Source organism: Clostridium nigeriense (assembly GCF_050585265.1).
In the GTDB taxonomy this organism is placed as follows: Bacteria; Bacillota; Clostridia; order Clostridiales; family Clostridiaceae; genus Clostridium; species Clostridium nigeriense_B.
Genome location: NZ_JBNOOE010000010.1, coordinates 1 through 14768, shown reverse-complemented (window position 1 = coordinate 14768; position 14768 = coordinate 1). Strand labels below are relative to the sequence as shown.

General features: G+C 28.6%; 18 protein-coding genes and 1 tRNA gene. 6 read left to right on the top strand and 13 right to left on the bottom strand.

Going from position 1 to position 14768, the window contains the following annotated elements; translation table 11 throughout:
• The first annotated feature begins 89 nt into the window (after positions 1 to 89).
• A complete protein-coding gene (locus ACQPVP_RS10385; protein WP_430849728.1) occupies positions 90 to 251 on the top strand; it encodes a hypothetical protein in 162 nt (53 codons plus the stop codon).
• 147 nt (positions 252 to 398) lie between these two features.
• Positions 399 to 626, top strand: coding sequence for a glutaredoxin family protein (locus tag ACQPVP_RS10380; protein ID WP_430843039.1), 228 nt, complete (start codon positions 399 to 401; stop codon positions 624 to 626).
• A 121-nt stretch (positions 627 to 747) separates the two neighbouring features.
• Here the strand turns inward: ACQPVP_RS10380 and ACQPVP_RS10375 are convergent, their stop codons facing one another.
• From ACQPVP_RS10375 to ACQPVP_RS10355, 5 genes are all read right to left on the bottom strand, one after another.
• On the bottom strand, positions 748 to 2205 hold the full coding sequence (locus ACQPVP_RS10375) for an NADP-dependent glyceraldehyde-3-phosphate dehydrogenase (protein WP_430849726.1): 1458 nt from the start codon (positions 2203 to 2205) through the stop codon (positions 748 to 750).
• A 13-nt stretch (positions 2206 to 2218) separates the two neighbouring features.
• On the bottom strand, positions 2219 to 2443 hold the full coding sequence (locus ACQPVP_RS10370) for a glutaredoxin family protein (RefSeq protein WP_430849719.1): 225 nt from the start codon (positions 2441 to 2443) through the stop codon (positions 2219 to 2221).
• 23 nt (positions 2444 to 2466) lie between these two features.
• Entirely contained in the window at positions 2467 to 3408 is a 942-nt protein-coding gene (gene trxB / locus ACQPVP_RS10365; RefSeq protein ID WP_430849717.1) for a thioredoxin-disulfide reductase, read from the bottom strand.
• Between the two features lie 195 nt (positions 3409 to 3603).
• A complete protein-coding gene (locus ACQPVP_RS10360) occupies positions 3604 to 6042 on the bottom strand; it encodes an ATP-dependent Clp protease ATP-binding subunit (protein ID WP_430849715.1) in 2439 nt (812 codons plus the stop codon).
• Between the two features lie 64 nt (positions 6043 to 6106).
• The gene (locus ACQPVP_RS10355; protein WP_430849713.1) at positions 6107 to 6562 is read right to left on the bottom strand and encodes a CtsR family transcriptional regulator; all 456 of its coding nucleotides are present in this window, start codon (positions 6560 to 6562) and stop codon (positions 6107 to 6109) included.
• A gap of 150 nt (positions 6563 to 6712) precedes the next feature.
• Between ACQPVP_RS10355 and ACQPVP_RS10350 the strand changes: the two genes are divergently transcribed.
• The gene (locus ACQPVP_RS10350) at positions 6713 to 7366 is read left to right on the top strand and encodes an MBL fold metallo-hydrolase (protein WP_430849711.1); all 654 of its coding nucleotides are present in this window, start codon (positions 6713 to 6715) and stop codon (positions 7364 to 7366) included.
• A 22-nt stretch (positions 7367 to 7388) separates the two neighbouring features.
• On the opposite strand, the gene ACQPVP_RS10345 is transcribed toward ACQPVP_RS10350, so the two are convergent.
• The 7 genes from ACQPVP_RS10345 to ACQPVP_RS10315 form a co-directional block, all read right to left on the bottom strand.
• Positions 7389 to 7559 carry a DUF362 domain-containing protein gene (locus ACQPVP_RS10345; RefSeq protein WP_066889771.1) on the bottom strand — a complete coding sequence of 57 codons (171 nt, stop codon included), beginning with the start codon at positions 7557 to 7559 and terminating at the stop codon, positions 7389 to 7391.
• A gap of 102 nt (positions 7560 to 7661) precedes the next feature.
• The gene (locus ACQPVP_RS10340; RefSeq protein ID WP_430843051.1) at positions 7662 to 7865 is read right to left on the bottom strand and encodes a heavy-metal-associated domain-containing protein; all 204 of its coding nucleotides are present in this window, start codon (positions 7863 to 7865) and stop codon (positions 7662 to 7664) included.
• A gap of 13 nt (positions 7866 to 7878) precedes the next feature.
• Positions 7879 to 8784, bottom strand: coding sequence for a PSP1 domain-containing protein (locus tag ACQPVP_RS10335; protein WP_430849709.1), 906 nt, complete (start codon positions 8782 to 8784; stop codon positions 7879 to 7881).
• 2 nt (positions 8785 to 8786) lie between these two features.
• Positions 8787 to 9722, bottom strand: a complete 936-nt coding sequence (locus ACQPVP_RS10330; RefSeq protein ID WP_430849707.1) for a DNA polymerase III subunit delta' — start codon at positions 9720 to 9722, stop codon at positions 8787 to 8789.
• 14 nt (positions 9723 to 9736) lie between these two features.
• A complete protein-coding gene (locus ACQPVP_RS10325; protein WP_430849705.1) occupies positions 9737 to 10066 on the bottom strand; it encodes a cyclic-di-AMP receptor in 330 nt (109 codons plus the stop codon).
• Positions 10067 to 10153: 87 nt separating this feature from the next.
• Positions 10154 to 10783 carry a dTMP kinase gene (tmk, locus tag ACQPVP_RS10320; protein WP_430849703.1) on the bottom strand — a complete coding sequence of 210 codons (630 nt, stop codon included), beginning with the start codon at positions 10781 to 10783 and terminating at the stop codon, positions 10154 to 10156.
• Between the two features lie 10 nt (positions 10784 to 10793).
• A complete protein-coding gene (locus ACQPVP_RS10315) occupies positions 10794 to 11009 on the bottom strand; it encodes a sigma factor G inhibitor Gin (RefSeq protein ID WP_430849701.1) in 216 nt (71 codons plus the stop codon).
• A gap of 142 nt (positions 11010 to 11151) precedes the next feature.
• Here ACQPVP_RS10315 and ACQPVP_RS10310 point away from each other — a divergent pair, with 142 nt between their 5' ends.
• From ACQPVP_RS10310 to ACQPVP_RS10300, 3 genes are all read left to right on the top strand, one after another.
• Positions 11152 to 12303 carry a M20 family peptidase gene (locus ACQPVP_RS10310; protein ID WP_430849699.1) on the top strand — a complete coding sequence of 384 codons (1152 nt, stop codon included), beginning with the start codon at positions 11152 to 11154 and terminating at the stop codon, positions 12301 to 12303.
• Positions 12304 to 12513: 210 nt separating this feature from the next.
• Entirely contained in the window at positions 12514 to 13461 is a 948-nt protein-coding gene (locus tag ACQPVP_RS10305) for a magnesium transporter CorA family protein (protein ID WP_430849697.1), read from the top strand.
• Positions 13462 to 13654: 193 nt separating this feature from the next.
• Positions 13655 to 14581, top strand: coding sequence for a S66 peptidase family protein (locus tag ACQPVP_RS10300; RefSeq protein ID WP_430849695.1), 927 nt, complete (start codon positions 13655 to 13657; stop codon positions 14579 to 14581).
• A gap of 34 nt (positions 14582 to 14615) precedes the next feature.
• Here ACQPVP_RS10300 and ACQPVP_RS10295 read toward each other — a convergent pair.
• Positions 14616 to 14690 (bottom strand) — tRNA-Cys (locus tag ACQPVP_RS10295).
• Positions 14691 to 14768 lie beyond the last annotated feature (78 nt).

Below are 14768 nucleotides of genomic sequence, written 5' to 3'. Positions count from 1 at the left end.
TGTCTAGACCAGTTACTTAATTTATTTTAATGTTATAAAAATTACTATTTTGCAAAAAATAATACTATAACCCGAGAAGGAGTGATTTTATGGTTAGTAGAAATTATTTTTCAAATATGCAATCAAAAAATATTGTACGAGAATATAAAAGTAAAGTTCTATCTGAAGACTTATTCTCAAATTATACTGATAGTTCTTTAGATAATATTATTCTTAACTCTAACTTAGAAAACAATAATGTTATTAAATAGTTTATACTTATATTTCCCATTGATATAATACCACATTCTTTATTTTTTATAAATTGTAATATAAATGTTGAATTTAGTGGTAAAATGGTGTAAACTTTATATTAAATAATATTTATTATCTATTGATAATAAAAAGGAGGCTTTAAAATGGTTAAAGTTTATAGTACAAATACTTGTCCATGGTGCGTAAAAGCAAAAAATTATTTGAAATCAGCTAATGTTGAATTTGAAGAATTTAATGTACAAGAAGATATGACTGCTAGAGAAGAAATGGTTAGCAAATCAAAACAAATGGGAGTCCCTGTTTTAGATATAAATGGAACAGTTATCGTTGGTTTTGATAAAAATGCTATAGATAAAGCATTAAATATTTAATCTTAAAACATAAAATGTTTCACTAAATATATATTAATATTTTGACCTTTATCATATATTAATATAACAAAAGGAGTAGTTCTTCGGAACTACTCCTTTTGTTATATAACTTGTTATATAATTATCTTCTTATATTAATTACTGTAGCTTTTGGTCTTGACATTGCTTCTATTGAATATTTTATTCCTTGAGTTCCTATTCCTGAAGCCTTAACTCCCAAGAATGGGAAATGATCTGGTCCTCTTTCAGTTTTATTATTAACTTGAACTGTACCAACCTCTAGTCTATCAGCTACATAGAAAGCTTCATTAATATTTTCTGTAAATACTGATGATTGTAGACCATATTCGGACTTATTAGCAATTTCTATGGCTTCATCCTTATCTTTAACTCTAATTATAGGTAGAACAGGTCCAAATGGTTCTTCCCAAGCTAATCTCATATCTGTTGTTACATAATCAAATAATGTTGGATAAATTAAGTTTTCTTCTCTATTTCCACCAACTAATAAATGAGCACCTTTTTCTCTAGCATCATCAATTAATTCCCAAACAAAATCAGCAGCCTTATTATCTATTAATGGAACTACTTCTGCTCCATCTACAGGATTACCGACCTTTAGCTTTTCTACCTTTTCTTTAACTTTTTCAACTAATTGGTCTGCAATTGCATCAACTACTAATATTCTCTTAACAGCTGTACATCTTTGTCCTGAATAAGAGTATGCTCCTGAAACTATATTAGATGCTGCTAAATCTAAATCTGCATCTTCTAATACTATAGCTGCATCCTTACCACCAAGTTCCATTAGTAATGGTACCATGCTTGTTATTTTAGAAATTCTAGTACCAACTTCTGTACTTCCAGTAAAGTTTATAAAATCAATTTCAGGATGTGTTACAATATAATCTCCTATTTCACTACCTCTTCCAGTAATAGTGTTTAGTACACCTACTGGCACTCCAGCTTGCTCAAATATCTTTGCTAAATATAATCCACAAAGACTTCCTTGAGTTGCTGGTTTTAACACTACTGTGTTACCAGCAATTAATGCTGGAGCAATTTTTGAAGATGCAAGGTTAATTGGGTAGTTAAAAGGTGATATAGCTAATACTACTCCTAACGGCTCTCTAGTTACTAAAGATATTTTATTTTTCTTAAATCCTGGGAAGCTATCCCCTGGAATACTTTCACCAGATAAATTTTTTGCTGTATCGGCTGTAAATCTAATATAATCTGCTGATCTTAATATTTCTGATTCAGATGACTTCTTGTCTTTTCCAATCTCCCTCATCATTATATCAGACATTTCATCTGCTTTTTCTACTAGTAAATCTGCAGCTTTATATAATATTTCTGCTCTTTCATTTACAGGAATATTCTTCCAAGATTTTTGTGCCTCATCTGCACATTTAATTACAAAGTCTACTTCTTCCTTAGTCATTGCTGGAACCTTACCCACTAGGCAATTTCCTACTGGTGAATATATATCAATAAATTTGTTACTATTACTAGTTATCCAATTACCATTCACTAAATTCTTAAAAGTTAACTTTTCTCCTTTTATACAAGTAAACATTTTATGCCCCCTCTTATTTCTTTGCTAATTCTATTTTATTTTTATCAAATCCAACTATAATTTCTCCATCAATATCAATAACAGGTACTGTTCTTTGTCCTGAAACTTTAAATACCTCTTCTCTATCTTCATGTTTATCAGCTACATTTATTTCTTTATACTCCCATCCCTTAATATCAAAAAATCTCTTTGCTTTGATACAAGATGGGCACCATGATGTTGAATAAATTTTAATCATTTTATCTCTCCTTACTACGATTATTACTTTCTTCTCTTCTTATCGACTACAAATTTTTCTGCTTGTAAAGCTGCTATTGTTCCATCTGCAACTGCTGTTGTTATTTGCCTATATTCTTTTTCTCTAACATCCCCAGCTGCAAAAACTCCATCAACACTAGTTTTCATACTTTCATCACTCTTTATATAACCAGCTGGTGTTAAATCTATATAATCTTTAAAATATGCTGTTTTCGGTTCAGTTCCTATGAATCCAAATATAGCATCCATTTCCATTACTTTTTCTGTACCATCCTTAGTATTCTTTATTATAGCTCTTTGTACAAAGTCATCACCTTCAACATCAACTAAATCCTCATTAAATAGAACTTCTATCTTTGGATGGTTCATCACTTCTTCGATAGTTGCTTTTTCACCTTTAAAGTAATCAAATCTTCTTATCATATATACCTTAGTAGCGAATCTAGTTAAAAATAAAGCTTCTTCTAATGCAGAGTTACCTCCGCCAACTACTCCTATTACCTTTCCTTCGTACATCGCACCATCACATACTGCACAATAATGTATTCCCTTTCCTGAGAATTTTTCTTCATTTGCGATAGGCAACTTTCTAGGAATAGCCCCTGTTGCTATAATAACTGTGTCAGTTTTATATATATAATTATTAGTTTCAATTATTTTTTCATCTCCACTAAAATCAACTCTTTCAACCATATCAAACTCATCAATTTCAGCACCAAGTTCTTCAGCCTGTTGTTGCATTAAATCTGCAAGCTCTGCACCTGAAACTTGTTTAAAACCTGGATAATTTTCAATAGTATAACTATTTCTTACTTGACCACCTAATATTTGATCTTCTAATAAAAGCATATCCAGCTTTGCTCTTGTTCCGTATATTGCAGCAGTTAAACCAGCAGGTCCACCACCAATTATTATAAGTTCTTTATGTTTTATTTCCTTACTCATATTTTTCTCCTCCTACCCCCTAGGGGTATATTCTTTAATTTAATTATATGCTTCTATATTTTAAAATGCAACTACTTTTAATTAATAATTTTTATTAATTCTATTTCCCCCCCCTTTTTTATAGTATTAATTCATTGCTTAAAATTTATTAAAATAATAAAAGGAAGATTTCCCCAAAGAAAATCTTCCTTTATATTATGATATATGCTTAAAATAAAGTTCCTCACCATCACAATAAACTTCTAAGTTATCTCCACCCTTGATACAACCCTTTAGCATTTCTTCACTTAACTTATCTTCTAACTCTTTAGCAATTATTCTTCTTAGAGGTCTTGCTCCATAGTTAATATCTACTCCTTTATTAACTAAAAACTTTTTACTATCATCATTTAGATTTATTGTTATCTTCCTTTCCCTTAGCTTATCTATGGTACTATTCAACATTAAATTAACAATCTTTAATATATCCTTATCCATTAATTTACGGAAAACAATAATATCATCTACCCTATTCAAAAATTCTGGTTTAAACTGCTTTTTTACTTCTTCCATTATATTTTTTTTCATTTTTTCATATTCATTATCTTCAATAGCACTTTGATTTAAAAACCCAACTGTACTTTGCTTTTTAATCTCATGAGCTCCAACATTAGATGTCATTATAATAATTGTGTTCTTAAAATTAACACTTCTTCCCTTACTGTCAGTTAACTTTCCGTCCTCCATAATTTGTAGAAGTATATTAAAAACATCTGGATGCGCCTTTTCTATTTCATCTAAGAGAATAACAGCATAAGGACTTCTCCTAACTGCTTCAGTTAACTGACCGCCTTCCTCATATCCTACATACCCTGGAGGGGCACCAATAAGTCTAGATACAGAATGTTTCTCCATATACTCAGACATATCTATTCTAATCAAATTTTTTTTATCTCCAAACATTACTTCTGCCAATGTATTTGAAAGTTCTGTTTTACCCACTCCTGTTGGACCACAAAAAATAAACGCACCTATAGGCCTATTTGGATCCTTAAGTCCAACTCTAGCTCTTCTTACAGCCTTTGCAACTGCTGTAACAGCATCTCTCTGTCCTATAACTCTTTCCTGAAGAACATCTTCAAGTTTTAATAATCTTTCAGACTCTTCTTCTGTTAATTTTTCTAATGGAATTTTAGCCCAAGTTGAAACTACTTTTGCAACTTGTTCTCTATTTACTACATTGAAAAGCTCGCCAATATTATAATTAACTTTTAATACCCCAAGCTTCTCTTTAATTTCTCTTTCTTCATCTCTTAGATAAGATGCTCTTTCGAATCTTTGACTTTTAATTGCTACTTCCTTATCTCTTGATATTTCTTCTAAACTTTTCTGTAAATTACCTATTTCAGGAGGTGAAGTTAGATTATCTATTCTTACTTTTGCTGAAGCTTCATCTATTAGATCAATTGCTTTATCTGGCATAAATCTATCACTAATATATCTATCTGATAATTCCACAGCTGCCTCTAAAGCTTCATCTTCTATCTTAACCATGTGATGAATTTCATATTTTTCTCTAATTCCTTTTAAAATTTCAAGAGTAGCTTCTCTTGATGGTTCTTCCACCATAACAGGTTGAAACCTTCTTTCCAATGCAGAATCTTTCTCTATATATTTTCTATATTCATCTATAGTTGTTGCTCCTATACACTTTATTTCTCCCCTAGCTAAGGAAGGTTTTAAAATATTGGATGCATCTATTGCACCTTCAGCACCACCAGCTCCAACAATTGTATGAAGTTCATCTATAAATATAATTACATCTTTGGAATTTATAATTTCATCCATCACTTTTTTTAATCTATCTTCAAATTCACCTCTGTACTTAGCTCCTGCTATCATAGCAGTTAAATCTAAAGCTATTATGGACTTATCCTTTAATATATCTGGAACTCTTCCTTCAATTATCATTTGAGCTAATCCTTCTACAACAGCAGTTTTTCCGACTCCTGGTTCACCTATTAAGCACGGATTATTTTTCCCTCTTCTACATAGTATTTCTAGGACTCTCTTATTTTCAGATTCTCTTCCTATTACGGGGTCTAGCTTACCTTCTCTAGCAAAATTAGTTAGGTTTCTTCCATACTGATTTAGCATTGGTGTTTTAACTAAATTTTTTTTATTCTTATCTTCTATAGATTTAACATCCTTTAAATCATTCTTCTTAAGATAACTTATCAATTCATTTTTTATTAATTTTAAATCTATCTTTAAACTTAAAATTATATTATATGCTACACTTTCAACATCATCTAATATAGCAAGTAGTATATGCTCTGGATTTATACAATCATGATTGTACATCATTGCTTTAGCTAAGCTATCATCGAAAACTCTCTTCGTTCTAGGATTTAATATCATCTCCCCTAGTGATATTTCTATATCACCAAATCCTAAATATTCTTCTATAAGCTTTCTAGACTTATCTATTGTAACACCACTAATATACAAAACCCTATTAGCAAAACCACCTTCTTTTAATATACCCAATAAAATATGCTCTGTTCCTATATACCCATGTTTAAAATACTGTGATTCTTTTTGAGCCTCTACAAGTACTAATTGTGCTCTTTCTGTAAATTTACTAAAAACCATAAATACCTCCATACCCTATTGCTAAATTACAATTTACAGACAAACCCTAGATATATAACATACTTTAAGATAATACAACAGCTAGAATTCCCTTAAGCATATCTGCCCTTAATTTATTTTTATCTTCCACAGATGCTAAGGTTCTATCATTTAAAGATATCTTTATAATTTCATACTCCTTATTGGTAATTGATTTAGTATCTTTTAAATGATCTAAAATAGATAAAGCATTCCCATAGGTTATACTTTCACCTATTGAATTATTGATTACATTTAATCTCTCAGCCTTGTCATCGTATGTTATCTTTCTAATAACTATACAACCTCCACCACCTCTCCTACTTTCTATAATATATCCCTTTTCGTGAGTAAATCTTGTAGTTAATACGTAATTTATTTGTGATGGTGCGCAGGAAAATTTATCTGCTAATTCATTTCTTTGAATTAAAACTTGTCTTTCTCTTTCTTCATTTAACAATTCTTTTATAAAATTTTCTATTGTATCTGAAATTCTTGCCATATATTCACCTTCTTAAACTTAAATTTTAAATTGACCTTCTTTGACTTTTATTATATATTATAAGTCTTAATATGTCCAATTTGCTAATATTTTTTCATTTAGAGGAATGATGTTATTCCATTTGTCTAAACTATAAAAGAGGTGATAAATATGGAAATTAAGTGGATCGATCATACAAGCTTTTTAATAAAAAATTGCTTAGGTAAAAAAATTCTTCTAGATCCAATACAAATATATCCCTATATACAAAAATATGATTTAAAAGCAGATATAATTACTTTTAGTCACTTTCATAGTAATGAAATTGTTAATGAATATATAAATAATAGTTATAAAATAATTAATTCAGCCACTACATATAGTAATACTTATTTTAATATTCAAGGATTTAATAGCTTTCGAGATAATTTTTCAGGATTTAAGAGAGGAAAAAATATAATTTATCTAATAGAAATTGATGGATTTAAGATTTGTCATCTTGGTCTATTGGGTCATATTTTAGATAATGAGTTAATTAATAAACTCTCTGATTTAGATTTCTTATTTATTCCTGTAGGTGGACATTTTTGTTTAGACGGAGGTTCTGCTGCTAAACTTGCTTCTATTTTAAAACCTAAATATATTATTCCTATGTGTTTTAAAACGTCCTCTGAAGACTTCTATTTAGATGGGCCTTTGAAATTTTTATCTTCATATAAAAACATATCTTCCTATGATTCTAATACTATTTACTCTAAGGATTTATCATTTAATAATAAACCAACAGTTATTTTATTAAGGAAAAACAATAAAGAACCGCTATAATAGCGGTTCTTTATGTAAAAAATTATGCTTGTACTGGAGCTCCTACTGGACAAACATTTGCACAGTTTCCACAATCTATGCAAGTGTCTTCATCGATAACGAATTGAGTATCTCCTTGGCTTATAGCATTAACTGGACATTCTGCAGCGCAAGCGCCACAATTGATACATGAATCTTCTATTTTGAATGCCATAATAAGCACCTCCTAATATTATGAATTTATTTCACTGACTATTTTATCACATAGGTACAAAATTTTAAAGGTTTCTAAAAAAAATATTGATTTTATATATTTTTATTTTACACTATATCCTAATTCTTCAACTGATGCTACTATTTTTTCAAGATCTACAGCTTTATCGTCATAAACAACATTAACTTCCTTTTTAGATAAGTTAACTTCACAAGCTATCACACCTTCATTATGCGCTATAACATCTTTAACACTGATAACATCCTCATTTGTATTAAGATTTGAAATGTTTAATACCGTCTTCATATACTCCCCTCCTTTAATTATCTTTTATAAGGTCTTTTATTAATTTTTTATCTTCTGGTGATTCTATTTCAAGCTTAATTTCGGATTCATCTACTGAATCTTCATATCCACCCTCAATCAATTCAATATCATCGATGTTAAAGTCTTCGACTATTTCTTCATCGCCTCTTCTATACTTAACCTTTACACTTTCTTTTACTGTATTGTTACTAATAACTTCTCCTTTAGCATCGCCTATATTTACTATAGACCCGACTTTAGGCAATCTCTTTCTTATATCTTCATAAGTACTTTGCTCATAATTTAGGCAACACATAAGTCTTCCACAAATACCAGATATCTTAGTTGGATTTAGTGATAAGTTTTGCTCCTTAGCCATTTTTATAGATACAGATGCAAAATCTCCAAGGAAAGTAGAACAACATAAAGTTCTACCGCAAGGTCCTAACCCCCCAAGCATCTTAGCCTCGTCTCTAACACCTATTTGTCTAAGCTCAATTCTAGTCTTAAATATAGTTGCAAGATCTTTAACTAATTCTCTAAAATCAACTCTTCCATCTGCAGTAAAGTAAAATATTACTTTATTATTATCAAATGTATATTCTACATCTATTAGTTTCATATTTAATCCATGTTCTTCAATCTTCTTTAAACATATATCTAAGGCATCTTTCTCCTTTACCTTATTATCCTTATGTTTATTTATATCTGCTTCTCCTGCAACTCTTATAACGCTCTTTAATGGAGAAACTATATCAGATTCTGGAATTTCTTTAGGTCCTATTACACATTCCCCAAATTCTATTCCTCTTGCTGTTTCAACAACAACAAAGTTACCTTTCTTAACATCTAATTCACTTGGATCAAAATAATATATTTTACCGGCCTTTTTAAATCTAACGCCTATTACTTTTATCATTATTAAACCTCCATAAAACCTATAAGCATTACTCTAATTGTCAATTGAAAATTGGAATTGCTTAGTAATGATCTTCTAGCTTCTCCTATTTTATCAATAATATTGTTGAGTCTCTTATAGGAAAGTTCCATAGCTAATTTTTTTATGCTTTCAATTTTATCCCCGTTTATTATTCCATTACCGTCTCTAATTTCTTTATAAATTATAATATCTCTTATAAAGGAGGCTAAAATGTTTAATATGTCCTCTTTCTTATCCTTAAAGGCTATTATCTTATTTTCAAAATCTAAAAGCTCCTTAGAGTTACTTTTAGTTACAATAAATAATAAATCAACTAAAGTATTTCTTAGTTCCTTTAAAGAAGAATCCCTTAAAAATGCTTCTGCCCTTCCAGGGATCCCCTCACTATAAGCAATAGCCGCATTAATCTCTTCTTGACTATAATTATAATCATTTATTCTATCTATATAAACTCTTATATCATCCTTAGTTAATGGAGTTAGTTTATAGATTTGGCATCTTGATTTTATAGTATCTAAAATAAGCTCCAAACTTTCACACAATAAAATTATATAAACTCCCATTGGCGGCTCTTCTATAGTCTTTAAAAGAGCATTCTGTGCCTGAACAGTCAATTTATTTCCATCATAAATTATAATTACCTTTTTATCTCCTTCAAAAGGCTTCTTATTTATTTCATCGACAATATCCCTAATATCATCAACTCCAAAAGAAGCCTTTTTACATCTATAATTTATAATATCAATATAATCTTTCTCTTCAAATTTACCTAATATATTTCTGGCTAATTTATTAGCTAAATTGCTTTTTCCAATACCATCTTCTCCAACAATTATGTGTGCATGGGAAATTTCTCCTAAATCTACTCTTTTTTTAAAGCTATCTATTATACTTTTATGTCCAATAAATTGTCCCATTACACCCTCCAACCTTATATTTTAATGAACTGATCTACATCTACTACAAATATTGTAGCTCCTCCAACTTCAACTTCAATTGGATATGACATATACATATCTACATTTCCTGTTATAGTAGTTGGAGTAGTAATGATTTGTTTTCTAGTTTTACAAACCTCTTCTACTACATCTATAACTTTTTGAACTTTATTAGCTTCTACACCTATAATTAAAGTTGTATTGCCAGACTTTAAAAATCCTCCTGTAGTTGCTAATTTAGTTACTCTAAACCCAGCTTCAGTAATTGCATCTACTACATCTAATGCATCATCGTCTTGTACCATAGCTATTACTAATTTCATATTGATCCCTCCATAAATTTATCCCCTATTAACATTTTATCACAAAATATATATAAATTAATCAAAAAGTTTATATTATACTATATTTTATTTAATAAAATTTATAATTATTTCCTTGACTTCACCGAAAACTTCATCTATTGATTTTTCTGCATTAATAACTGCAAATTTATCATTATTTTCTTCTACTAATTTGTAATATCCTTCCATTACCTTTTTATGAAAATCTATTTTTTCAAGATCAAGTCTATTAACCTCTCTATCTTTATTTTTATTTATTCTTGCTAACCCTACTTCTGGAGAAACATCAAATAATACATTTAAATCTGGCATATATTCTCCTACAGCAAACTTATTTATCTGAGATATTTCTTCAATATCTATTCCTCTAGCATAGCCTTGATATGCTAATGAAGAATAAACGAATCTGTCACATAGAACTATAGTGCCCTTATTTAATTCTGGAATAACTTTCTCTACTAAGTGTTGTCTTCTTGCAGCAGCATATAATAGAGCTTCTGTTTTTCTATCCATTTCTGTATTTTTAGTATCTAATATTATACTCCTTATATCCTCAGAAATTTTAATTCCACCTGGTTCTCTAGTCTTTATACATTTTATTCCACTATTAACTAGATATTCATATATCATTTCTAATATGGTACTTTTACCCGAGCCATCTCCACCTTCGAATGCTATAAATTTTCCTCTGTTCATTTTATTTACCTCATGCAATTAAATTATATTTGCTTAAAAGCCATTGTTTAATTTTTTGCTTATAAAAATTATATTCAATATTATCTAGATCAATATTTGAAATTATTTCATTACATTCATGGCATAGTAAGCGTCTGTTTATAATTATATCATCTTCATATATTTTTTTACCACAGACACTACATTTATTTTTTTCATAATCTATAGATTTAATATTTAAATTCATAAAACCAATCCTTTCTAATTTTTATTAATAATTCTCACCCATATTGGTAAGTTTTATACTTTTTCTAAAAACTCATATTTAATAAATAATTATTGGACTTTAAGGGAAAATTAAAAGCAAGATAATTTGGGAGGAAAAAGAAATGAAACAAGAAATGATTAATTTTATAGAAAAATATAAAGATGACTTATTTAACTTAAATAAATTTTTGTATAATAATCCTGAGAAAAGCTATGCTGAGTTTAACTCATATAATTATATTTGTGACTTATTGGAAAAATATAATTTTAATATAGAGAAGAACTTTTTAGATTTAAAAACTTCTTTTTATGCCTATAAAGGAAATAATCATCCTAAAATTTGCTTTCTATGTGAATATGATTCTATTCCAGATGAAGGTCATATAACTGGACATAATCTCTTAACAACTACTTCAGTTGCAGCAGCCTTAGCATTAAGCTCTATAATTGAGAAAATTGGCGGTTCTGTAGTTATAATCGGTTGTCCTGGTGAATACCTAGGTGGAACAAAATCAGTTATGGTTAAACAAGGAGTTTTTGATAGCATTGATATAGTATTAACTGCCCATCCTGATGTTGTTACTTCAGAAAGTGGAAGTTCTTCTGCTATCATTCCCTTAAGTATTAAATTCTTAGGACATAATGGACTTAGCTTTTTAAACAAAGGTGCATATACATCATTAGATGGAGTATTATTAACATTTAATATACTAAATTCATTATTAAAGGGATTTCCTAAAGATGTAGAAGTAAATTCAATATTATCTAAGGGAGGATTTACGCCTTTACTATTACCTATAGAATCTGAAGCAAAGTTTTATATACGTTCAAAAGAAATGGATGTTGCAAGAATAGTAGAAAGCAAATTACGAGAAATAGCAATATATGTTTCTAAACTTATTAGAGTACAAAATTCTATTTCTTTATATGAACCAGAAAATGAAGAACTTATAACTAATAGGTCATTAAATAGGTTATTTAGCCATAACCTTAAAGAAACAGGTATTATTAATATAGATGGACCTAGAGATATTTACTCTGGTTTAAGTTTAGGAATTGTAAGTAAAAATGTACCATCAATTCAACCATTTTTCTCAATAATAAATAATGAAAGCATACAATATGGAACGAAAGATTTTGCTAATGCTACTATGACTGATTATGCTTTTAAAGAAGCTATGAAAACAGCATTAGCTTTAGCCTTTACAGGTTATGATATTATTTCAAAAGAAAATCTTCTTGCAGAAGTTAAAAATGAATTTTACAAAAAATAGGCTCTATAAAGAGTCTATTTTCCTTCATAAATAGTACATTATATTAACTTTCTACTATTTATTCTAAATTTAAATTTCAATATTCATATGAATATCTTTAATCATTTATATTTTTATATATAAAATTAAAAATTAAATTTTAAATTTTGATACAAAATCACTTATAAATAGTATAATTATCTATGAATTCTATTTAAGGGGGTTTTAATTATGATACAAATCTATAAAAGTATTAATGAGAATAATCCTTCACTAAAAATTCTTGATAATTTAGAACCAGGATGTTGGATTAATATAGTAGCACCATCAGATGAGGAACTTATTCTAATATCAAAGAAAACTGGTGTACCTTTATCTTTCTTAAAGGCTCCATTAGATGATGAAGAAACCTCTCGTATAGATATTGAAGATAATTGCTTATTAGTTATAGTTGATATACCATTTACTGAAATGGAAGATAATTCATTAACATATGATACATACCCTCTAGCTATAATTCATACAGAAAAACAACTTATTACTGTATGCCTAAAAAATAGTAGAATCTTAACTGATTTTATAAACGGAAAGATAAAATCATTTTATTCATTTAAAAAGTCTAGATTTATATTACAAATATTAAGTAGAATATCTAATGCTTATTTAGTGTATTTAAGACAAATAGATAAAAAGAGTCTTATGATAGAAAAAAGACTTCATAAATCTATGAAAAATAGGGAGCTAATTCAACTTCATTCTTTAGAGAAATCTTTAGTTTATTTTTCTACATCACTTAAGGCAAACGAAATAACCTTAGAAAAAATGCTAAAATTAGATATTATGCAAAAATACGAAGAAGATCAAGATGTGCTAGAAGATGTTATTATAGAAAATAAACAAGCTATAGAAATGACAGAAATTTATAGTAATATACTTGCAAGTACTATGGATTTCTTTGCATCAGTAATTTCTAATAACCTAAATATAGTGATGAAAGTACTTGCTTCTGTTACGATTTTAATGGCAATACCTACCGTAATAGGTGGTATATTCGGAATGAACTTTATCCGAATGCCTCTTATCAATAATGAATACGGATTTGAAATTACTATGATTATCACATTAGTTTTAACCTTTGGTGCTGCCTACTTACTTTATAAAAAAGATATGTTCACATAAGATGGAGCTGTCGAAAAGACAGCCCCATAAATTAATTATTCTATTTTTCTCTTTAAGTTAATCTAAAATCATGTCAAAACTTATCCTTTAATTATAATATCTCAAATAATATAGTTTATTAAAAATTAATCATATAATTATAAAATAACTCTCATAATATATTATATAAATATTATAAAGTGGGTGTATTTCTTTGTTTAAAAATAAACTTAATAGTCTAAAACCATCAGCAACTATAGGAATAGTTGCTCCTGCATCCCCAGAATCTAGAGATTTCATAGATAAAAAAATAACTCTCTTTAAATCACTAGGTTTCAAAATAAAAAAAGGGAAACATTTATATGATAATTATGGATATTTAGCTGGCAATGATAAAGATAGAGCTGAAGATTTAAATGAAATGTTTGCAGATAAAGAAGTAGAAGCTATAATTTGTCTTAGAGGTGGATATGGCTCTATTAGAATGGCTCCTTATTTAAATTTGAAACTAATAAAAAAGAACCCTAAACCATTCTTTGGTTATAGTGATATAACATTGTTATTAAACTACATCAGCAGTAAATGCAAATTCACTACTTTTCATGGACCTATGATAACTTCTGACTTTAATGATATTATAACTAGAAAATACTTCCTTAATATAATAAATCATGATAATAATAAAGTCATATATAATTTGAATGATATCTGCCATGATAACTATATAGTTTGTAATAAGAAAGATTTCGGTGGAACTATAGTTGGAGGAAATTTATCTATTATTTGTTCTACTATAGGTACTCCTTATGAAATAAAGTTTAATAATAATATTTTACTTGTTGAAGATGTGAATGAAAGTCCTTATTCTGTGGATAGAATGTTATCTCAACTAATTTCTTGTGGAAAACTTCAAAAATTATCTGGAATAATAATAGGATATTTTACAAACTGTATTAGCAAAGATAATAAACTTAAGTTTGAAGATATAATAAAAGAAAAGCTTATCCCATTAAATATACCTATCATTCATGGTTTAAGAATAGGACATGACTATCCTAATATAACTCTTCCAATAGGATGCAAATTCAAGTTTTCATCTAATGAAAATTTACTTATTCAAAAAGAAATTATCTTTAAGTAAAAAAATCCTACAAGATAACTTGTAGGATTTTTTTTGGAGGCGCCACCCGGATTTGAACCGGGGAATAAAGGTTTTGCAGACCTCTGCCTTACCACTTGGCTATAGCGCCATACCTGGTGGCTCGACCAGGAATCGAACCAGGGACACGAGGATTTTCAGTCCTCTGCTCTACCGACTGAGCTATCGA